Below are 19,533 nucleotides of genomic sequence, written 5' to 3' on the forward strand. Positions count from 1 at the left end.
GTTACTTAGGAAGAGATGAAACATGGAACAACGCCAGGTCGCGCTGGTTACGGGCGCTCGTCGCGGCATCGGTCGGGCGATCGCGCTCGAACTTGCCAATGCCGGGTTCGACATCGCCATCACGGACGTCGAGACATCGGAGGAGTTGGTCGCCACGCGCGCCGATATCGAACGCGTCGGTGTGAAGTGCGTGGCGCTGACATCGAATCTCGCGGACATCGCGTATCACGACGCGCTGTTTCAGGCGGTCGACGATGCGCTCGGCCCGGTCACCTGCTTGGTCAACAACGCTGGCGTGTCCGTCATGTCGCGCGGCGATCTACTCGACGTCACGCCAGAAAGCTACGACCGATGCCTCAACGTCAACACGCGAGGCACCTTCTTCCTGATGCAGGCATTCGGCCGGCGTGTCGCGCGGGCGCGGCAGTCGGCGGTCAATCGCTCGATCATCACGATCACCTCATCCAACGCCGTGGCGGCGTCGCCACAGCGCAGCGAATATTGCGTGTCGAAGGCAGGGCTGTCGATGGCCACTACCCTGTTCGGTCTGCGGCTGGCTGAACTGGGCGTCAGCGTATTCGAAGTACAGCCGGGCCTGATCGAAACCGAAATGACCGCGCCATCGAAGGCGCGTTACGACGCGCTCATGGAGGACGGGTTGACCGCCATCAAGCGATGGGGCAAGCCGGATGAAGTCGCGCTTACGGTACGCACGCTCGCAACGGGTGGTCTGCCGTTCAGCGTGGGTCAGGCGATCCGCGTCGATGGCGGTCTTCTTGTTTCCAAATACTGATTTCGAGATTCGAACCATGCAAATCAAGCTTCCCACCCTGGACGGCGCGCTCGCCGATTACCGTCTGACCGGCACGCCCTTGCAGGTCGTCAAGCCCGTGACGGCGTTCAACCGCATCGTTTACTCGGCGGCGCACGTGGTCGCCGATCCGCTGCGTAGCGGCGAACTCGGACAAGCCTGCGCGATCGACTGGGACCGGACCATCGAATATCGCCGCTATCTTCTGGAGCAAGGTCTGGGGATCGCGGAGGCGATGGATACGGCGCAACGCGGCATGGGCCTGTCGTGGGACTCGGCGAAAGAGCTGATCGTCCGCACGCTGAATGAAACGCGCGACATTCCCGGCGCGTCGATCGCATCGGGCTGCGGCACGGATCACTTGCCGGTCAACGACGCGCGCTCGTGCGACGATGTCATCAAGGCCTACCTGACGCAAATCGAGAGCGTCCAGCGCGCGGGCGGCCAGATCATCCTGATGGCGAGCCGCGCCCTCGCGCGCGTGGCCAGGGATGCGAACGACTACATTCGTGTCTATCGCGAAGTGCTGGCTGCGTGCGACAAGCCGGTCATTCTTCACTGGCTCGGCGAGGCGTTCGATCCCGAACTGGCCGGATACTGGGGTCATGCCGACTTCGAAAACGCGGCCAGGGTCTGTCTCGAAGTCATCGTCGCGAATGAAGCGAAAGTCGATGGCATCAAGATTTCGCTGCTGGATGACGCGAAGGAAATCGCCTTCCGCCGACGTCTTCCTGCGTCCGTGAAGATGTACACCGGCGACGACTTCAACTACCCGGTGCTCATCGCCGGCGACGAGTACGGTTACTCGCACGCGCTGCTCGGCATCTTCGATGCGATCGCGCCTGCGGCGTCACAGGCGTTGTCCGCGCTCGCCGCGAACGATCTCGCTCGCTATGACGAGCTGCTCGCGCCAACGGTGCCGCTGTCGCGCCATATCTTTCGCGCGCCGACACAGTACTACAAGACCGGAGTCGTCTTCCTCGCCTATCTGAACGGATTCCAGCCGCACTTCTTCATGCTCGGTGGCCATCATGGCATGAGGCCGCCTGCCTATCTGGCGGAAGTCTTCCGGCTCGCCGATCAGGCGAATCTGCTCAAGGATCCCGAGTTGGCCGTCAGCCGCATGCGAGCGGTCATGACCACGCTCGGATGCGGGCAATGATCAAGGAACCTCTTCACCTCGCCCGTTGTTCCATCAACACCGCGACACTCGGACATCGCGAAACCATCGACGTGACGATCGACCGGATCGCCAAAGCGGGCTTCGGTGGACTGGCGCCGTGGCGTCATGAAGTGGAAGCGGCCGGCGTGAGCAGGATCGCCAGGCAGATTCGTGCGCTGGAACTCAAGGTCAGCGGGTACTGTCGGTCGACGTACTTCCCTGCCGCGACGCAGGCGCAGCGTCTGGTCAACATTCAGTCGAACGTCCGGGCGCTGAACGACGCGGCTGAACTGGGCGCCGAATGCTTCGTGATGGTCGTCGGCGGCCTGCCTGAAGGAAGCCGCGACCTGTCGGCGGCGCGCACGCAGGTACGGGACGGCATCGGCGCATTGCTCGAAGCGGCGCGCAAGCTGGGCGTCCGCCTGGCGATCGAACCGCTGCATCCGATGTATGCGGGCGAAAGGTCGGTGATCAACACGATCGATCAGGCGAACGTCATCGCGCGCGAACTCGATCCGCATAACGATGGCTTCCTCGGAATTGCTGTCGACGTGTATCACTGCTGGTGGGACCCGCGGCTGGAAGCGGCGGTCTCTTCGATCGGCAAGGACGATCGCATTTTTGCGTACCACGTCTCCGACTGGCTCGTACCGACGAACGATCTGTTGCTCGATCGCGGCATGATGGGCGATGGCGTGATCGACCTGCGGGGTTTCCGGCGAAATGTCGAAAATGCGGGCTATGCCGGCATGGTCGAAGTCGAGATCTTTTCGCGCGACAACTGGTGGAAACGCCCACCCGATCAGGTCCTGCAGACGTGCGCCGCGCGCTTGCAATCGGTCTGCTGAGGCTGATCCGTTTGCGTAGAAAGTCGAAACTCCAGATTAGTCCGCTCCGGACTAGCGCAGGAAGATCTCTTCAAGGTCCGCTTCGTCCTCTGTCGAGTCAAGATCCAATGAACCTTCGATGTGGTCGAGATGCTCGAGCATGATCTTCGCGGCCGTTTCGCCATCGCCTTGATTCAAGGCAACCACGATACGCTCATGTTCGTCGGCTCGGCAGCTCGCGACGATCGGTGCGTTGTACAGAAGAATGACCAGGCATGTCAGGGTGGAAAGCTCGCGCAAGCTGCGGGTGAATGAAGAGTTACCGGCGAGCGCTGCCGCAAGGTTATGAAACTCTCCGGACAAGCGGATGATCGCGCGCTTGTCTTCGACTTTACGAGCGTTCATCTCCTTATCCAGATGCTCCTTCAATGCTGCCCGCTTCTCGTCGGTCATGCTATTGGCCAGACGGCGCATGACAGCGGGCTCGATCAGTCTTCGGGCCTCGAATACATCCCGAGCCTGCTCCACCGAAGGCTTTGCGACGAACCAGCCTCGCTTCGGAAAAACCTCGACGATTTGCTCATAGGCCAGCTTGCTCAGCGCTTCCCGCACCCGCGCGCGACTGGCCTTGAAGATCGAAGCAAGGCGCTCCTCAGCCAGCTTCGTTCCCGGTGTCAGCCGATGCTCCAGGATTGCAAGGTAGATTCGCTCGTAGATTTCGTCGCTCGTGCTGTCCGTCGACTGCGTATCGTTGAGAAGAGGAAGAACTGAATTCTTGGGCATGTTGGAAAGCCTTTCTGGACGCTCGGGGGGCGCCTCGGAGTTGCCGGCGTGAGGGTTGTCACACACCGTGATAAGGATGCTCTTTGATCCAATGGCGAGCAATATCGATCCGCCGGGCAAACCAGACATCCTCGTGACTCTTTACATAGTCGAGGAATCGTTCGAGACCGGCGGCCCTCGCCGGATGCCCGATCAGCCTGAGATGAAGGCCGACTGACATCATCTTCGGCGTCTTCGCTCCTTCCTTGTACAGCATGTCGAATGCGTCTTTCATGAAATCGAACCACTGTTGCGACGTGCCCGTGGTACCCGCATATTGTCCGTCATTTGTCGTCAGCGAATACGGAATGACCAGGTGCGGCGTCTCGCCTACCGTGGTCCAGAACGGAAGTTCGTCGCCGTAGTAGTCAGAGTCGTACAGAAAGCCGCCGTGCTCGACGAGCAGACGCCTTGTATTCACCGATGGCGAATAGCGGCAATACCACCCTTCGGGCGGCCGGCCGGTCGTACGCGTGAGCGACTCGACGGCCATCCGGATGTGCTGCCGCTCCTCTTCCGGCGCAAGCCGATAGTGCTGTATCCACCGCCAGCCGTGACTGCAGACGTCGAAGCCCGACGCTCGAATGGCCGCCGCGGCCGACGGATTGCGCTCCAGCGCCAGGGCGCACCCGTAAATCGTCGCCGGCAAATTCCGCTCTTGAATTATACGCATGAGCCGCCAGAAGCCGACTCGGCTGCCGTACTCGAAAAGCCCTTCCGCCGCCAGGTCCCGACCGACCACGCCCGAATGCAGGCCATGCGATTCGGTGAACCAGGTCTCGCTCTGCGTTTCGCCGTGCTCGATCGATGGTTCGGAACCTTCCTCGTAGTTCAACACGAGGTTGATTGCGATACGTGCCCCGTTCGGCCAGTTGGCCGAAGGCGGGTTGGCGCCATAACCCTCGAAATTGCGTGCGGGTGTCGTGCGATCGTTGCTCATGAAATCTCCGGTTCCGTCAAATCATGACGTCGCCGCCGTTCGGCGACAACGTCTGACCCATGTAGTAAGCGCCTCCGGTTTCTGACGCCAATAGCAGCGCGGTCGGGGCGATTTCGTCGACCTGACCGAATCGTCCGGCCGGGAGTTGCGCGAACTTCATCGCGCGCCATTCGTCCGTGAAACCGGCCAGCATCGCCGTCTCGACCGGCCCAGGAGCGATGGCATTGACGGTTACGCCAAACGGCGCTCCCTCGTAGGAAAGCGCGCGCGTGAAGCCGACGAGACCCGCTTTGGAGGCGCAATAGTGCGCCGCGTCCACCGTTCCCTTATAAGCCAGCTGTGAGGCGATGTTGATGATCCGGCCGTAGCGGCGCTCTTTCATCCCATCGAAGAACTGACGCGTGACGAGGAACGCGCCGCGCAGGTTGACCGCCATCGTCAGGTCCCAATCCGAGACCGAAAGTTTGCCGAACGGAATTTCGCTGCAGACGCCCGCTCCGTTCACCAGAATGTCGACCGGTCCGAAAGAACGGCGCGTCCAGTCGCCCAGTCGCGCAACCGATTGATCGTCGGTGACATCGCACTCGACGACTTTCACGTCGGCGCCGCGTGCCTCCAGCTCCGATGCCCACGCCGCGGTGCGCTCCCGATCCTTGAAATGCGCGACGAGAAGCTTTGCTCCGTGCGCGGCAAACAATTCGACGATCGCGCGTCCGATACCGGTATTGCCGCCGGTCACGACGGCCGCTTTTCCTTCGAGGGAGAACGATTCCATGAGTGTCTTCCTTAGCTTTTATGCGTTTGTTCCAGCCAGTGCGCGTATCGGCGAATCCCTTCCGCAAGTGCGACACGCGGAACGTAGTCCAGATCACGTCTTGCCGCCGAGAGATCGAACTCGTCCTGAAACTCGTCCAGCGGATCGGGACCCTTCGCGAGTTCGATGTTGGCCGCCGGGTAGATGTCCCTCACGATATCCGCGATATCCGACAGCGTGACTCGCGTTCCTCCGGTCGCGTTGTATGTGCGTCGCGGCAACGCGGGCGCATCGAACGCCTTGAGCAGCGCGGCGGCCGCATCGTCGACGTGGATGAACTGACGATGGAAGTCAGCGCCGAAGTGAAGCGTCGTCGGAAGGCCGGCTCGCGCATTCGTGAGCATGTCCCGAATGACGCAGTCGGTCGTGCGGCGCGGCCCGTACACCCACGAAAGACGAATACTGACCCCGTCGACACCATATTGTTTTGCGTAGGCAGAGACCATCTGCTCGCTTGCGACCTTGCTCGCGCCGTAGAGGCTTTCCGGCTCCATGTGCGAATCTTCCCGCACCGGATCGCCCTTTGCGTGACCATACGCGCTGGTCGACGAACAGAACACGAAGCGCCGCGACTTGTAGATGCGTGCGAGTTCGAGGACATTCGCGGTGCCGACGATGTTCACCTGCACCATTGCGTACGGGTTGTCTCGCGCGACCATCGGACCGGAAAACGCGCCGCAATGAATCACGCCGGCAAGGCCGGGACCGGTCACGGCATGCAGTTGGTGGACGTCGTTCAGATCGCATTGCATGACGTCGACACCTTCGATCCGGCCGGCGAACCGGTCGATTGCAACGACGTGGTCGCCTCTGTCCAGCAGGGCGCGCGCAATCGCATTGCCGACCAAACCTGCCGCTCCGGTGACAAGCACCCTTTCCTTGCTCATTGTCTGGCTCCTACGACATCGAGAGCCGCGACTCTCGGTTTGCATTCGATGGGAAGTTCCGCCTGCAGAAGCTTGCGCGTGTACGCTTGCACCGGCGCAGCGAAAATCGATTCCGTCTCGCCCGTCTCCACGATCTTCCCGTACTGCATCACGGCCACGTAGTGCGCCAGTGACCGGACGGAGTTCAGATCGTGCGTGATGAAAAGCGCCGACAGCCCCATTTCCGCCTGCAGGTTGCGCACGAGATCGATGATCTGCGCACGGACGCGAATGTCGAGCGCGGTCGTGCACTCGTCGAACACGACGAAGTCCGGATTGGCAGCCAGCGCCCGCGCGATGCCGACTCGCTTCTGCTCGCCTGCGGTGAGCTCGTGCGGATAGGCGCCGACGCGCCGTGCCGACACCCCGACGAGCTGCAGCAGTTCGAGAATGCGTTTCTGACGGTCCGCGCGCGTCATCTTCGGCAGAAGCGCGAAGGGTTCCGCAATCAGGTCGCCCGTGCGCCAGCGCGGATTGAGCGATACGTAAGGCTCCTGAAACACCATCTGCATGCGGCGCCGAATGCCTCGAAACTCCGCGTTGCTCATCGCGCGCGTGCTTTGGCCATCGAAGCGTATCGTCCCGGAATCCGATTCGAGCAGACGCAGCAGGCACTGACCCGTCGTGGTCTTGCCAGAGCCACTCTCGCCGACCAGCGCCAGTGTTTCACCTCGCGCGATCCTGAACGAAACATCATCGATCGCCCTGACCACCGCATGCGTGCGGTCGGACTTGAACGTCTTGACGAGATTCTCGACCTCGAGCAGCGGCGGCTTCGGCGCAATGCCGGCAGCAGAACCCGTATTGAGCCTGAGCGTAGAGGGGCGCACCTTCGCCGCATCGAGCAGCTCGCGGCTGTACTCTCGCTCAGGCGCCTTGACGAAGTCTTCCACCTCGGCGAGCTCGATCAGCCTGCCGCCTTTGATGATCGCCACCCGATCGCAGTAATTCGCGACGATCCCCAGATCATGCGTGATGAGCACGACGCCGAGACCCAGATCCTTGCCCTTTTGCGCCATCAGGTCGAGAACCTGAAGCTGGATCGTCGCGTCGAGGCCGAGCGTCGCATCGTCTGCCAGCAGAATCTTCGGCTGCGCGATGAGCGCCATGGCGATGACCACGCGCTGGGCCATGCCGCCCGACATTTCATGCGGATAGGAATGCGCTCTCGCTTCCGGATTGACGATGCCGACCTGCCTGAAGAGTTCGATCGCTTCGGACCACGCCTGCTTCCGGCTCATGCGCTTATGGTCGCGCAGCACGCGCACGACCTGCGCGCCGACCGTCTCGACCGGATCGAGCAGCATCTTTGCGTTCGTACCGATGAGCGCGACATCGCCGCCGCGATATTTCTGCCGCTCCTGCTCGCTGAGCTTGAGGATGTCGCGCCCTTCGACCTTGATCGTGCCACCGCTCACGCGCGCGCCGTCCGGAAGCATGTCGATGATCGCGCGTGCCAGCACCGACTTGCCCGCGCCCGTCTCGCCAACGATGCCGATGATTTCGCCACGCTTGAGTGAAAAGCTGATGCCATCGAGCACTCTGGTCTGCTCGTCGCCCCAGTCGACCGACAACTCGTCGACTTCGAGCAGCAATGAATCTGCGGAAGTATTCATCTTTCACCTTTCGAGGCTGGTGCAGCAAAGCGTTTGAGCGCGTCCCCGAGGACGGCGAACGTGAGCACGGAAACCACGATCGCCAGACCAGGGAAGAGCGCCGCCCACCAGACACCCAGAATCATTTGCTGAGCGCCGTTCGCGACCATGAGGCCCCACTCGGGGGTGGGCATTCGCACGCCAGCGCCCACGAATGACAGGCCGGCGGTCAGGAGAATCGCCATGCCGATGCTGATCGAAATCTGCACGATGGCCGGCGTGATGGCATTGGGCAGGATGTGCCTGAACATGATCGTGCCATCCGTTGCGCCACTGCAGCGAGCCGCGCTGATGAACGGCCTGTCGCGCAACGAGAGAACCTCGCCCCGGATGAGCCGGGCGAACATCGGTACGAACAGCACGGCCAGGACGATCGCCACGTTCCAGATTTCCTGCCCCATCACCGAGACGAGCGCCATGCCGATCACGAACACGGGAAACGACTGGATGAAGTCGAACACCCGCATCACGAGCGTACTGACCGCGTTCCGGTAGAAGCCGATGAGCAGCCCGACCGGCACGCCGATCACGAACGCGCCGGCCACCGCCGTGATGCTGATCAGCAGATTGATCCGGGTCGCGTAGATGACCCGGGATAGGATGTCCATGCCTGATACATCGGTTCCGAACCAGTGTTGCCAGGACGGTGCCTTCAGCACGTTCAGCGGGTCTGCATCCACGGGCGAATACGGCGATATCCACGGCGCGAACGCGATGAGCACGATCTGCAGACCAAGCAGCAGACAGCCGGTCGTCAAGCCTGCGCTGAAACGCAAGTCGGAGAAGAGTCGGAGCGATTTCATATTTCGATCCTCGGGTCGGCCAGTCCGTACATCACGTCCACCGCTGTATAGACAAGAAGAATGAAACCGGCAGCCACGAGCACGAAGCCTTGAAGCGCCGGATAGTCGCTGTTGACCACGGACTGAACCGCATATTGGCCAAGCCCACCCCACGCGAAGATCGTTTCCACCAGCACCGCCGCGCCGAGCAGAAAGCTGAAGAGAAACCCGACCATGGTGATGATCGGCGGAAGACTGTTGCGCAAGGCGCTCAGGATGATGCGCCGCTCGGAAAGGCCCGATGCTCTCGCGTGCCGGATGAACTCGCTCTTGTAGATATCCTCGAACACGGATTGACTCAGTTTCATGAGCCCGCCGGCGTTGACGATGCTCAAGGTCAGCACCGGCAGGAACAGGTGCGAGACGGACGACCTCAACGCAACCCAGTTGCCAGTCAGAATGCTGTCGATCGTGTAGAAGCCGGTTATCGTCGGAGGCGGGGTGATGAACGTATCGATGCGGCCGAATGGAGCCGGCGCGATTCCGGCCATATGGAAGAGCGCATAAATCAGCAGCAGTCCGACCCAGAAATCCGGAATCGCGCCCGCGGCGAGTCCGTACACCTTGCCCATGCGATCCACGACGCCACCTTTACGCACCACAGACACCACCGCCAGCCCGACACCGATGATGATGGTGAGAAGCATCGAATACACGATCAGTTCGAACGTCGCGGGGACGCGCTGGAAGAGATCGACCGTGACGGGATTCGATGTGAACATCGAAGTGCCCAGATCGCCGTGCGTGAGCGCGTCGAGATAGGCGCCGAATTGCGACCAGATCGACGCGTTCAGATGAAGCTTCTCGCGCAGGGCTGCGATGGCTTCGGGCGTCGCCATATTCCCGAGCATCAGCAATGCCGGATCGCCCGGGAGCATACGCACGAGCAGGAACGTCGCGAACATGACCCCGAACAACTGGGGCACCAGTGTTCCGAGCCGAGCAAGGATGATGCGAAGCGGCCGTGGAATCGACCGCCAGAACGATATCAGCGCCATTGTTGCCTCACTTTCATCGAATTGAAGAGGGGCCGGCGGCCCCGGCCCATCAGTTTTTCGAGAAGTCGTACCAGGTATTCCCGTTCGTCGTGTTCCAGCTGTAGCCCTTCACGTTGTTTCGCGTCGCAAGCTGGTATCCGGGATTGATGAGAAAGACCCACGGAGCCTGCTGCATCACCAGTTGCTGCACCCGTTCCATCTGCGTCTTGCGCTTCGGCTCGTCTGTCGACGAAAGACTTTCGTTGATCAGCTGATCGACTTCCGGATTCTTGTAATGCGAATAATTGATCAGCGACGCGCTATTGAGCCAGAGATTGGCGACATATCCCGCGTCCGGGACGATCGCCATGTCGCGGAAGAAGTACATTGGGATCGTTCCTTTCGAATAGCGCTCGACGAGCGTCGAAGCAGGCAGCTTCTGCAACTCGACATCGACGCCGATCCTGGAAAAGGCGGTCTTCAACACGATTGCGAGCTCCTCTTCAGTCTGGTCGCCCGTCGGGTAACCCAGCTGAGTCTTGAAGCCCTTCTCGAAACCGGCTTCCTTCAGAAGCGCCTTCGCCTTTTCGATGTTGTTGCTGTAGTCGAAGTACTTGTCCGTATAAGCCGGGTAGATCTCCGAGATGGGGCTTTTCGTCGGGCGCGCCGTGCCATAGAAGATCGACTTGAGGATTTCATCGCGAGGCACGGCATAGTTCAGCGCCTGCCGCACCTTTTCGTTGTTGAACGGAGGCGTGTTGTTATTCATTTCCACGCGCTGCACATAGTTGCCGTACACCTTCCAGACCTTCACCGTCGGAATGCTGGAGAGCGTGTTCAGCTCCCGTGGCGGAAGCCATTCAGCAACGTCCACGGCGCCCGCCTGCAGGGCGGCCAGCCGATTGGCCGATGTCGGCATCTCGCGGAAGATCACCTTCGAAATCTTCGCCGCGCCGCGATAGTAGTTCGGGTTCGCTTCATACACGACCTCTTGTCCCGGCGAATATTTCGTCACCTGATACGGCGCGAAAGAGGCGGAATGACTCGACAGCCAGCGCGAGGCCCAGGGGTCCTCGGACGTCGTGTGCTTCCTGGCTTCCACGGAATCGAGAATGCCGAGGTCGTTGTTGACCCAGATTCGTTCGATGAGCGGCGACGGCTTCGGCAGCGTGACCTTCACGGTCTGGTCGTCGACTTTCTGGAATGCGGACTTGAAGTCCTGAATCTTCAGCACCTGGGTCATATACCAGTGGAAGTTTGCCTTCAGGTTCCATCCCCGCTCGAAGGTCCACATGAGATCGTCCGCGTTGAGCGTGTTGCCTGCCGCGCTCTTCACGCCCTTTCGCAAGTGAAACGTGATGGACGTCTTGTCCGGTGACGTCTGCCAGGACTCGGCGAGCGCGCCCTTGAGCTTGTCGAAGTTTTCGACCATGACGCCACCTTCGCCGGACTTCATCTCGTAAGTCAGAAGCCGCTCGAAGATATTGCGCCGCGCTTCGTGACTGGCTTCGGTCGGCGGGTACTCCTGATCCAGCGACTCGGGCGTACGCGGACCGGCTACCACCAGCACCGAATTGTTGTTCTGGGCGTGAGCCGGTACGGCGGCACCGAACAACGCGACAAGGGCTACGCTGGCCAGCGCGATGCCACGCGGACTTCGACTCGACCGTAAATCAGCAGATACGTTGGTGATTTCTTTCATCATATTGGCCTCACGTCCAGTTATCGGTTACGTTGATATGTATAGCTAACTATTATCGAATCTACTTGGTATTCAAATCCATTCATTGACGTCAGCGGCGCAGCGTCGGCAGTCCGCGGCGCAGAAACTTGCCCTCGCCCGCCTTGCCTGTGAAGTCCTTTCCGTCCCATACAACCCTCCCACGGCAAAGCGTGAAAGCCGGCCACGCGCGGATTCTGCGTCCTTCATAGGGCGTATAGTCGACGGCGTGATGCAACATGTCATTCGTCAACGTCCGTTCGACTTCATCCCAGATGACGAGGTCTGCATCGGCGCCGATCGCAATCGTCCCTTTCTTTGGATGCAGGCCGTAAAGCTTGGCGGGATTCGTGGCAGTCAATTCGACAAACCGGTTCAGCGAAATGCGTCCCTCCAGTACGCCTTCGGTGTACAGCAGCGGCAGCCGGGTCTCGAGCCCAGGGATGCCGTTCGGGATGTAGGGAAACGCAACCTGCTCCCCGTTGGGGTGCTTTCCCGCTTCATCATCGAAGGAAAAGGGGGCGTGGTCGGAAGAGAGAATGGTGAACGTGCCGTCCGCCAGCCCTCTCCATATGACGTTCTGATTCGCGGAGTCGCGCGGCGGCGGACTGCATACACACTTCGCGCCCTGATAGCTGTCGTCGATGCCAAGGTCTTCAGCAGTGAGGAAAAGATACTGCGGACAAGTCTCCGCCAGAATGTTCATCCCGCGATTTCGCGCCCATTGAATCTGCTCGACTGCCTCGCGGCCGGAAACATGCACGATGAGAATGGGGACATCGACGAGTTCCGCGAAGCTGATGGCACGATGCGTCGCTTCACGCTCCACCAGCATGGGTCGGGCATTCGCGTGATAGCGCGGCGCCGTGAGCCCGTTGTTCACGAGGCTTTCCGTCAGCCACCCGATGCATTCCGAATTTTCCGCGTGGACCAGCGTCATCGCGCCATGGCGACGCGCCGCCGCGAGCACGTCGAGCATCTGGCGGTCGTTCAACTTGAGGTCGTCGTAAGTCATATAAATCTTGAACGACGTGTACCCCTCTTCGATCAACTGCGGCAGTTCTTTCGCAACTACATCAGCCGTCGGATCGACCACGATCAGATGGAATCCGTAATCGACGGTCGCGCGTCCTTCGGCTCGGCGGTGATACTCCTCGACCGCGGCACGCAAGGACTGGCCTTTCTGCTGCGCGGCGAAAGGGATGACCGTGGTCGTCCCGCCGCACGCAGCGGATTTCGTGCCCGAGAAGAAGTCGTCGGCCATTCTGGCCGGAGGCGGAATGACCTGATCCAGATGGCAGTGTCCATCCACGCCGCCCGGCGTCACGACACGGTTATTGGCATCCAGCTCGCGCTCACCCTCGGGCAATGAAAACCCCAGGTTCGTGATCACGCCGTCTTTGATGCCGATGTCGGAACGAAACGTATCACTGGCCGTGGCTACGTGAGCGTTTCGAACCACCAGATCGAATGCTTTCGGCATTGCTCGTCCTTGCGTTCGGAAAGGTTGCATGGAGTATCGACTTGCAGCGAATGTACCGCGTCAAAATTCCGTCAACACCTATCGTCAACATTTGACTCGACATTTCTTGTCTACATTCTTGTTGACATGAAATGAATATTCAAATCAGCGCATTAAGTGCGCAATTGGTGCAAACCCGATGTATCGGTCTGCGGGGAAATAGTCGTGCCGGGCGAGCGCGCCGGCGCGCGCGGTCTGCGACCAGCACATGACGCGTGGGTGAGAAGCCTGCAAACGGTAATTGCAGCGCCGATTCGTTTCAGCGGTCTGATGACCTCAGATCCATTGATTCGGCTTCCTCACTGTCCAATGCGAACGAAGCGGCGGAGAACTGTCGTGAACGGAATGGTCTCTGAAAGGACAGCGTCCCGGCATCGCCGCTAGGGGCGATCCGGGACGCTTTTTACGGGCTTGACTTGGGGAGTCAATGCCTACCGTTGGCCGCTTTGACTCCGACCAGCTTCGGCAAAATATTCACTGACGAGCTTGCTTGCTGCCTCCCACAGAATCGGTGAACCACGCGCGATCACCGGTCCGTACCGTTCCATCACCTGCTGTTGCGTAACGCCATTCTCCGTCCACGTTCCACCGTTCGACAATGTATTGATCAGCAGCGGCTGCAATCGATCCAGTGCCTTGGCAAAGATGGCCTCGGGCGTTTGCGCCGCCTCGAACTCGCGCCAGAGTTCGAGCATTTCACGCCCCTGGTGTTCGGGCAATAGCCCAAAGATACGCTCGGCTGCATCCTGTTCAGCTTGCTGGACCAGCGCGTCGTTACCACTGGCCGAATGTATCGGATGATCCCCGGCGTCGATCTCGACGATATCGTGAACCAGCAAAAGCTTGACGACGCGAAGGGCATCAAGATCCTTCGCATGCGATGAGAGAACGAGCGCAAACATGCTCAGATGCCAGGAGTGCTCCGCGGAGTTCTCCTTTCTGCTCTGATCGATCAGCGGCGATTGCCGCATGATCGACTTCAGCTTGTCCAGCTCGACGAGGAAGGCAAGCTGGCGTGCGATTTCATCAGGGGACGAATGAGTCATATGGCGCATTCCTTTTCGGCTGAAAACTGTTTCCGGCGCGAAGCGAAAGCCGTCGGGAACGCGGGCAATTATATAAGCTAGCTTCAAGTGTGAACGGCCTTCGCAACCGCCGGCGGCGAAGAGCGCCGCGCGCCGATGAACAGCAGCGCCGCCAGCACGACCACACCGCTCAGCAGAATCACTCCGGCCACGCTGGATCCGAAGCTCGCGAGATTGCTCGGGATTTCGAGCAGCACATAGGCGATGAAAAAGATGCTGGCGCCAAAGGCGAACGCCGCATCGGAGATGCCGACGACATCGTGCAAGGCCTGTTTCGCGAAGCCGACGTTCGCGCGATCCAGAAACGCGAGCACGTACATCAAAAGCAGAAAGGGTATGAGGCGCCTGGCCGACTTACTCGCGGCGCGGTCGGTAGCCGTCCCGCCATCGATGGCGATATCCATGTCTTGTCTCCTCCGGTGAGATCGGTTCAGCGTTATGCCGCGTCCCACGCTGCGCGCAGAAACGCCGCGCTCTCGCGCACTGATGCGAGTGGTTCACCCTTGAAACCGCATTCGGCGCTGAGCAGGCCCTGATAGCCGCTCGCCTTGAGATGCCCGAAAAACGTCGAGTAGTCGTACGAGCCCGTGCCCGGATTCAGCCGCCCGGTGTCGGCCAGATGAATGTGCGCGAGCCATGCGCAGTGCTCGCGCACTTCATCGAGCGGCTCGGCTTCTTCGTCCATGTGATAGAAGTCCGCAAGGCCGCGCACTTCATTTCTATTCAACGTTTTGGCAAGCCGCGCGCCATCGGCAACGCTGTTCACCAGATTCGATTCCTTGCGGTTCAACGGCTCGATCACGAGCGTGGCGCCGCTGCCCTGGAGTGCATCGGCGCACCATGCGAGCGTCGTCAGAAATTCATCTTCGGCCTGAGCCTGCGTCCAGCCTTCCGGAATGTTGCGCGTCCAGCCGCTGCCGAGCACGACGACGCGCGCCCGCGCCAGCGTGAGAAGTTCCACCACGCGATCGAAGTACGCGCGATTCCGACGCTCGTCCTTCTCGGGACCTACGATGCGCGCATCGTGCGGAAAGAGATAGCTGAACGCGAGCGCGGGCAAGGGCAAATCGACGATGCGCGCTTTGGCATCGCCGAAAGACGCATCGTCTTCGAGTGTCATCGGCACGAGTTGGGCCTCGATGTAATCGAGGCCGGCCTCTTTCATCAGCGCGGCGTTCTGCAAGGGTCCACACCAGCCGAATCGTGGCATCTCGTTCATTAGATATCCTTGGTTTTTGGTGAAATCAATAGCTCAGCTTCGCGACCGAGCGCAGCACTTCCGGCGTCGTCGTCGGAAAGCCGAAGAATTCGAGGTAAGCGGGAATCTGCTCGAACAGCATGTCCGAGCCCACCTGAAAACGGCAGCCGCGCGCCTGCACGGACTTGAGAAACGCCGTCATTTCGGTCTTCATCACGACTTCGCCGACGAAGGTCTCGGGCGCGATGCGCGCTACATCGACGGGCAATGGATCACCGTCGTTCATGCCCATCGGGGTCGCATTGACGACGAGGTCGTAACCGGCCGGGTCGTTGCTGCCTGTCGTGACTTCGAGTCTCGGGTAGTGAGTCGTGAGGCGCGCCTTCAGCCCTTGCGCCGATTCGGCCCGCGCATCGAAGAGGCTGAGCCAGGCCACGCCCGCCGCAGCCAGCGATGCCGCGATCGCCGACCCCACGCCACCGCAGCCCACGACCAGCGCACGCGCGCCTTCGAGCTTGCATCCTTTGCGGCGCACGCCACGCACGAAGCCTTCGCCATCGAACATGTCACCGATGAGCCGCCCGTCGTCCGCGCGCCGCACCGCATTGCACGATCCGGCGATCTTCACGGTGGGCGTGGCGTCGTCGAGCAAGCCGACCGTGCTCACCTTGTGCGGCATCGTAATGAGCGCGCCACGCATGTTTTCCAGCGTGAAGATCGAGCGGAGGAAGGCCGCGTAATGCTCGGCCTTGCAACCCATCGGCACGACGACGGCATCCACATCGGCATGCTCGAAGTAAGGGTTGTAGATCATCGGCGACTTGAAGGCGTGCGTCGGATAGCCGATATGTGCGATGAGCCCGGTATTGCCATTGATCATGCTTGTCTCCGTTTCAAAGCATGACCGGAGGTTACTATCGCCGATTCAAACTATTATTATTCGATCCAGCACTCCATAATCACCACATCATGCTCAATGAACCGATGCTCGGCGATCTCCGTTTGTTCTGCGAAGTCGCGCGCCGGTTGAGTTTCGTGGCGGCCGCGCATGAGTTCGGCAATTCGCAAACACACGTCAGCAAGCGCATCGCCTTGCTGGAAAAGACGCTCGGCGTGAAGCTGCTGCATCGCACGACGCGCCGTGTGTCGCTCACTACCGATGGCGAAACGGTCGTTCGCTGGGCGCGCGCCATCCTGCAGGACGTCGATGCCATGCGCGACGACCTCTCCAGTCTGCGGGTAAATCCCCAGGGGTCGCTGCGCATCAGTTCGAGCCAGCGCCTCGGGCGCAGCCACATCGCGCCGATCGTCTCGCTGATGAAGAAGCGCTATCCCGAACTCGAAATCTGGCTGGAACTGGTCGACCGGCGCGTCAATCTCGTCGACGAAGGTTTCGATCTCGACATCCGCGTGGGCGCGGTGCAGGATCCCGGGCTGATCGCGCATCACATTGCCGTCAGTCCGCGCGTGCTGTGCGCGGCGCCCGCTTACCTCGACGCGCACGGCCGGCCGAAGAGCGTCGATGAACTCGCGCAACACGACTGTCTCGTCTTTCGCGAGCGCGACGAGCCGTTCGGCGTGTGGCGTCTGCTCGGGCCGGGCGGCTGGAGCACGGTGAAAGTCACCGGGCCGCTTGCGTCGAATCACAGCGACGTAGTGCTCCGCTGGGCCCGCGATGGTCACGGCATCGTGATGGTCGGGCAGTCATATGTGGCGCGGGCGCTCGCGGAAGGCTCGCTGGAGCGCGTGCTGCCCGCGTGGGAGCAGCCAGCGGACGTCTGGGCGATGTCCGCGGCACGCGCGGCGCAGTCGGCCAAGGTGCGCGTCTGCATCGATTTTCTCAAGCAGGAACTCTCGAAGGGCGAGTTCGCGCTGTGGAAGGCGTGACTCAGCGCAAGCTGCTGAACAACTGCGCCACCGTTTCGCGCAACCAGCGATTGCCCGGTTCGTGGTGATATCTGGCGTGCCAGTGCTGCCGCACGGCAAAGCCTTCCACGGGAATCGGACACGGATGGATCGACAGGTCATTGACCTTCGCGAGCGTCTGGCCGATATGCCGCGGCAGCGTGGCGATCAGGTCCGTCGTCTGGATGATTGCTCCGAGGCCGAGAAAGCCCGGCAACTCCAGCACGATGTCCCGCTGAACCTGCGCCAGCACGAGCGCCTGCTCGAGCAACTGGGCGCCCGTCCCCGCCGCGATCGCGACATGTCCCTCCGCGCGGTACTGCTTCACGCCGAGTTTCGCGCGCACACGCGGGTGATGCCGGTTCGTCAGACACACCCAGTCCTGCGTGTACAACTGCTGCTGGTAGATGCCGCCGCTCAGCCACGGCACATGGCCGATCGCAAGATCCGCCTCGCCGGATTCCAGCGCCCGTTCGGTGTTCCCGTCTATTCTCGCGGCCTCCAGACGAACGCCCGGCGCCTGCGCACGGATATGCGCCAGCATGCGCGGCAGCAGCGTGATGTGGCTCGCATCGGTCATGCAGATGCGAAACCGGCGCTTCGCGGTCGCGGGATCGAACGCGATTTCCCACGCAGCAAAGCGCCGCAGCGATTCGAGAATTTCGCGGCAGGGGCCGATCAATGCGTCTGCCTGCGGCGTCGGCGCCATGCCGCCCGGCGTGCGGATGAACAAGGGATCCTGCAGGAATTCGCGCAGACGCCCGAGCCAGATGCTGATCGTCGGCTGGCTCTGCCCGAGCTGCTCCGCCACACGCGTGACATTGCGCGTGTCGTACAGAAGGTCGAAAAGCTGCAGCAGCTTCAGGTCGGGCAGTTCGGTCGGGGTCACGGCCATTATTACGAAACGCAATGACATCATTGTAGTCATTGCATTGCCATGATGAACGGCGACTTCTATCGTTGCGTCAACACATCGGGAGACGCCAATGAAGATCGCAATTCTGGGAGCCGGCGCGCTGGGCTGCGCCATCGGTTCCACACTGACCGAGGGCGGGCACGAGACCTGGCTCATCGACCGCTCGCCGGCACACGTCGGGGCGATGTGCCGCGACGGCCTGCAAGTCGACGATGCCGATGGTTCCCGGCGCGTCAAAGTACAGGCTGCGACACGCGCCGCCGAAGTCGGCGCCGTCGATCTGGTGGTCGTGCTGGTCAAGTCCTTTCACACGGATTCGGCGATGCGCGGCGCGCTCGATCTCATCGGCCCCGACACGCTGGTGCTGTCGTTGCAGAACGGCCTCGGCCACGAAGTCGTGCTCGCCGACATCGTCGGGCGGGAGCGCGTGCTGGCTGGCAAGACGTATGTCGGAGGCGTACTGCGCGCACCGGGCCACATCCAGCGCGGCGTAAGCGGAAAACTCACCTACATCGGCGAACTCGATGGTCAGCTCACGCGCCGGGTAAAGGCCATCGCCGACGCGTTCAACGCATCGGGTCTCGCAACGCAGGTCAGCGACAACATCCTCGGCACGATGTGGGACAAGCTGCTGATCAATGTCGCGACGGGCGCGGTGACCGGCATCACGCGTCTCACGTACGGCCAGCTATATCAGGAGCCTGCCCTGAAGGCGACCGCGCTCGCCGCCGTGGCCGAAGCGATGGCGGCGGCCAAGGCAGCGGGCATCAGGCTATCGATGACCGATGCGGAACAGGCCTGGAATCTCGCAGCCGAAGGACTCGCGCCCGAGTTCAAGACCTCCATGCTGCAAAGCCTGGAAAAAGGATCGGTTACGGAGATCGACTTCATCAACGGCGCGGTCGTGCGCTGGGGTGAACGGCTCGGCGTGCCGACGCCGGTCAATTCGACCCTGGTCGCATGTATCAAGGGCATCGAGCGTGCGATGACGGACCGGCAACGCGAAGGAGCGACAGCATGAGCGGCTCAAAAGCGTATCTGGAACACGTCGCGATCTGGGTGAAGGACATCCACTGGCACATTCGCTTCTTCGAAGCAGTGCTCGGCATGTCCATGCGCGAAGTGGACGGGACTCTCGAATCACCGCGCCAGTACTGGACGCTCGGGGGCCTGCAGTTCATCCACGATCCGCGCTACGAAGGTCCCGAAGGCCGGCTCGCGCATCTCGGCGTGATGTGCGAAGACCTCGACGCCGCGCTCGCCGCCGCGCAAGCGTTCGGCGTCACCGAAATGCCGCAGGGACGCAACTGGCTGCGACTGCCGGATGGTCTCGCGGTCGAACTGATTCAGGCGAAACCCGCCGCGTGCGTCGCACGAGCGCTGGCGATCAATCCACGCGCGGAGGCGTGAC

20 protein-coding genes are annotated in these 19,533 nt (G+C 61.2%); 6 read left to right on the forward strand and 14 right to left on the reverse strand.

From position 1 onward, the window contains the following. Positions 1-22: 22 nt before the first annotated feature. The 3 genes from BTHE68_RS23195 to BTHE68_RS23205 are packed head-to-tail and all read left to right on the forward strand — an operon-like array spanning position 23 to position 2,821. Positions 23-793, forward strand: a complete 771-nt coding sequence (locus tag BTHE68_RS23195; protein WP_162068645.1) for a 3-ketoacyl-ACP reductase — start codon at positions 23-25, stop codon at positions 791-793. A 16-nt stretch (positions 794-809) separates the two neighbouring features. Further along, positions 810-1,973, forward strand: a complete 1,164-nt coding sequence (locus tag BTHE68_RS23200) for a dihydrodipicolinate synthase family protein (RefSeq protein WP_162068646.1) — start codon at positions 810-812, stop codon at positions 1,971-1,973. Beyond that, the gene (locus BTHE68_RS23205) at positions 1,970-2,821 is read left to right on the forward strand and encodes a sugar phosphate isomerase/epimerase family protein (protein WP_162068647.1); all 852 of its coding nucleotides are present in this window, start codon (positions 1,970-1,972) and stop codon (positions 2,819-2,821) included. Before BTHE68_RS23200 ends, BTHE68_RS23205 begins: the two co-directional genes overlap by 4 nt. 51 nt (positions 2,822-2,872) lie before the next feature. On the opposite strand, the gene BTHE68_RS23210 is transcribed toward BTHE68_RS23205, so the two are convergent. From BTHE68_RS23210 to BTHE68_RS23270, 13 genes are all read right to left on the reverse strand, one after another. Next, positions 2,873-3,583, reverse strand: coding sequence for a GntR family transcriptional regulator (locus BTHE68_RS23210; protein ID WP_162068648.1), 711 nt, complete (start codon positions 3,581-3,583; stop codon positions 2,873-2,875). 58 nt (positions 3,584-3,641) lie between these two features. Further along, on the reverse strand, positions 3,642-4,562 hold the full coding sequence (locus BTHE68_RS23215) for an allantoinase PuuE (RefSeq protein ID WP_162068649.1): 921 nt from the start codon (positions 4,560-4,562) through the stop codon (positions 3,642-3,644). 16 nt (positions 4,563-4,578) lie between these two features. Further along, on the reverse strand, positions 4,579-5,337 hold the full coding sequence (locus BTHE68_RS23220) for an SDR family NAD(P)-dependent oxidoreductase (protein WP_162068650.1): 759 nt from the start codon (positions 5,335-5,337) through the stop codon (positions 4,579-4,581). An 11-nt stretch (positions 5,338-5,348) separates the two neighbouring features. Next, entirely contained in the window at positions 5,349-6,308 is a 960-nt protein-coding gene (locus BTHE68_RS23225; RefSeq protein ID WP_174258106.1) for an NAD-dependent epimerase/dehydratase family protein, read from the reverse strand. Then, complete coding sequence (locus BTHE68_RS23230) at positions 6,260-7,918, reverse strand: ATP-binding cassette domain-containing protein (RefSeq protein ID WP_162068651.1); 1,659 nt, start codon at positions 7,916-7,918, stop codon at positions 6,260-6,262. Before BTHE68_RS23230 ends, BTHE68_RS23225 begins: the two co-directional genes overlap by 49 nt. After that, on the reverse strand, positions 7,915-8,733 hold the full coding sequence (locus BTHE68_RS23235) for an ABC transporter permease (RefSeq protein ID WP_197919736.1): 819 nt from the start codon (positions 8,731-8,733) through the stop codon (positions 7,915-7,917). Before BTHE68_RS23235 ends, BTHE68_RS23230 begins: the two co-directional genes overlap by 4 nt. Positions 8,734-8,756: 23 nt before the next feature. Continuing rightward, entirely contained in the window at positions 8,757-9,725 is a 969-nt protein-coding gene (locus tag BTHE68_RS23240) for an ABC transporter permease (RefSeq protein ID WP_197919738.1), read from the reverse strand. Between the two features lie 121 nt (positions 9,726-9,846). Beyond that, a complete protein-coding gene (locus BTHE68_RS23245; protein WP_197919740.1) occupies positions 9,847-11,346 on the reverse strand; it encodes an ABC transporter substrate-binding protein in 1,500 nt (499 codons plus the stop codon). A 223-nt stretch (positions 11,347-11,569) separates the two neighbouring features. Further along, positions 11,570-12,979, reverse strand: coding sequence for a dihydropyrimidinase (gene hydA / locus BTHE68_RS23250; RefSeq protein ID WP_162068654.1), 1,410 nt, complete (start codon positions 12,977-12,979; stop codon positions 11,570-11,572). A gap of 470 nt (positions 12,980-13,449) precedes the next feature. After that, entirely contained in the window at positions 13,450-14,064 is a 615-nt protein-coding gene (locus tag BTHE68_RS23255; RefSeq protein ID WP_162068655.1) for an HD domain-containing protein, read from the reverse strand. An 83-nt stretch (positions 14,065-14,147) separates the two neighbouring features. Beyond that, a complete protein-coding gene (locus BTHE68_RS23260) occupies positions 14,148-14,507 on the reverse strand; it encodes a hypothetical protein (RefSeq protein WP_162068656.1) in 360 nt (119 codons plus the stop codon). A 32-nt stretch (positions 14,508-14,539) separates the two neighbouring features. Further along, on the reverse strand, positions 14,540-15,322 hold the full coding sequence (locus BTHE68_RS23265) for a sugar phosphate isomerase/epimerase family protein (protein ID WP_162068657.1): 783 nt from the start codon (positions 15,320-15,322) through the stop codon (positions 14,540-14,542). 25 nt (positions 15,323-15,347) lie between these two features. Beyond that, positions 15,348-16,181: a shikimate dehydrogenase family protein gene (locus tag BTHE68_RS23270; RefSeq protein WP_162068658.1), complete on the reverse strand. Its 834-nt coding sequence runs from the start codon at positions 16,179-16,181 to the stop codon at positions 15,348-15,350. 89 nt (positions 16,182-16,270) lie between these two features. On the opposite strand from BTHE68_RS23270, the gene BTHE68_RS23275 reads away from it, so the two are divergent. After that, a complete protein-coding gene (locus tag BTHE68_RS23275) occupies positions 16,271-17,188 on the forward strand; it encodes a LysR family transcriptional regulator (protein ID WP_174258107.1) in 918 nt (305 codons plus the stop codon). Between the two features lies 1 nt (position 17,189). Here the strand turns inward: BTHE68_RS23275 and BTHE68_RS23280 are convergent, their stop codons facing one another. Next, entirely contained in the window at positions 17,190-18,101 is a 912-nt protein-coding gene (locus BTHE68_RS23280; RefSeq protein WP_502710605.1) for a LysR family transcriptional regulator, read from the reverse strand. Between the two features lie 91 nt (positions 18,102-18,192). Here BTHE68_RS23280 and BTHE68_RS23285 point away from each other — a divergent pair, with 91 nt between their 5' ends. Together BTHE68_RS23285 and BTHE68_RS23290 are read left to right on the forward strand one after the other, a co-directional pair. Beyond that, positions 18,193-19,143, forward strand: a complete 951-nt coding sequence (locus tag BTHE68_RS23285) for a ketopantoate reductase family protein (RefSeq protein WP_162068661.1) — start codon at positions 18,193-18,195, stop codon at positions 19,141-19,143. Beyond that, positions 19,140-19,532 (forward strand): VOC family protein, encoded by a 393-nt coding sequence (locus BTHE68_RS23290; RefSeq protein ID WP_162068662.1) that lies wholly within the window; start codon positions 19,140-19,142, stop codon positions 19,530-19,532. Before BTHE68_RS23285 ends, BTHE68_RS23290 begins: the two co-directional genes overlap by 4 nt. The last annotated feature ends 1 nt before the right edge of the window (position 19,533 follow it).

Origin of the sequence: Burkholderia sp. THE68 (genome assembly GCF_009938265.1) — a bacterium.
In the GTDB taxonomy this organism is placed as follows: domain Bacteria; phylum Pseudomonadota; class Gammaproteobacteria; order Burkholderiales; family Burkholderiaceae; genus Caballeronia.

Excerpts from the sequence above, each read along its gene's own strand:
- BTHE68_RS23260 (WP_162068656.1), bottom strand. The coding sequence starts at position 14,507 with ATGGATATCGCCATCGATGGCGGGACGGCTACCGACCGCGCCGCGAGT.
- BTHE68_RS23205 (WP_162068647.1), top strand. The coding sequence starts at position 1,970 with ATGATCAAGGAACCTCTTCACCTCGCCCGTTGTTCCATCAACACCGCG.
- BTHE68_RS23210 (WP_162068648.1), bottom strand. The coding sequence starts at position 3,583 with ATGCCCAAGAATTCAGTTCTTCCTCTTCTCAACGATACGCAGTCGACG.
- BTHE68_RS23265 (WP_162068657.1), bottom strand. The coding sequence starts at position 15,322 with ATGAACGAGATGCCACGATTCGGCTGGTGTGGACCCTTGCAGAACGCC.
- BTHE68_RS23290 (WP_162068662.1), top strand. The coding sequence starts at position 19,140 with ATGAGCGGCTCAAAAGCGTATCTGGAACACGTCGCGATCTGGGTGAAG.
- BTHE68_RS23255 (WP_162068655.1), bottom strand. The coding sequence starts at position 14,064 with ATGACTCATTCGTCCCCTGATGAAATCGCACGCCAGCTTGCCTTCCTC.
- BTHE68_RS23230 (WP_162068651.1), bottom strand. The coding sequence starts at position 7,918 with ATGAATACTTCCGCAGATTCATTGCTGCTCGAAGTCGACGAGTTGTCG.
- BTHE68_RS23270 (WP_162068658.1), bottom strand. The coding sequence starts at position 16,181 with ATGATCAATGGCAATACCGGGCTCATCGCACATATCGGCTATCCGACG.
- BTHE68_RS23285 (WP_162068661.1), top strand. The coding sequence starts at position 18,193 with ATGAAGATCGCAATTCTGGGAGCCGGCGCGCTGGGCTGCGCCATCGGT.
- BTHE68_RS23215 (WP_162068649.1), bottom strand. The coding sequence starts at position 4,562 with ATGAGCAACGATCGCACGACACCCGCACGCAATTTCGAGGGTTATGGC.
- BTHE68_RS23275 (WP_174258107.1), top strand. The coding sequence starts at position 16,271 with ATGCTCAATGAACCGATGCTCGGCGATCTCCGTTTGTTCTGCGAAGTC.
- BTHE68_RS23200 (WP_162068646.1), top strand. The coding sequence starts at position 810 with ATGCAAATCAAGCTTCCCACCCTGGACGGCGCGCTCGCCGATTACCGT.
- hydA (WP_162068654.1), bottom strand. The coding sequence starts at position 12,979 with ATGCCGAAAGCATTCGATCTGGTGGTTCGAAACGCTCACGTAGCCACG.
- BTHE68_RS23195 (WP_162068645.1), top strand. The coding sequence starts at position 23 with ATGGAACAACGCCAGGTCGCGCTGGTTACGGGCGCTCGTCGCGGCATC.
- BTHE68_RS23280 (WP_502710605.1), bottom strand. The coding sequence starts at position 18,101 with ATGGCCGTGACCCCGACCGAACTGCCCGACCTGAAGCTGCTGCAGCTT.
- BTHE68_RS23220 (WP_162068650.1), bottom strand. The coding sequence starts at position 5,337 with ATGGAATCGTTCTCCCTCGAAGGAAAAGCGGCCGTCGTGACCGGCGGC.
- BTHE68_RS23225 (WP_174258106.1), bottom strand. The coding sequence starts at position 6,308 with ATGCAAACCGAGAGTCGCGGCTCTCGATGTCGTAGGAGCCAGACAATG.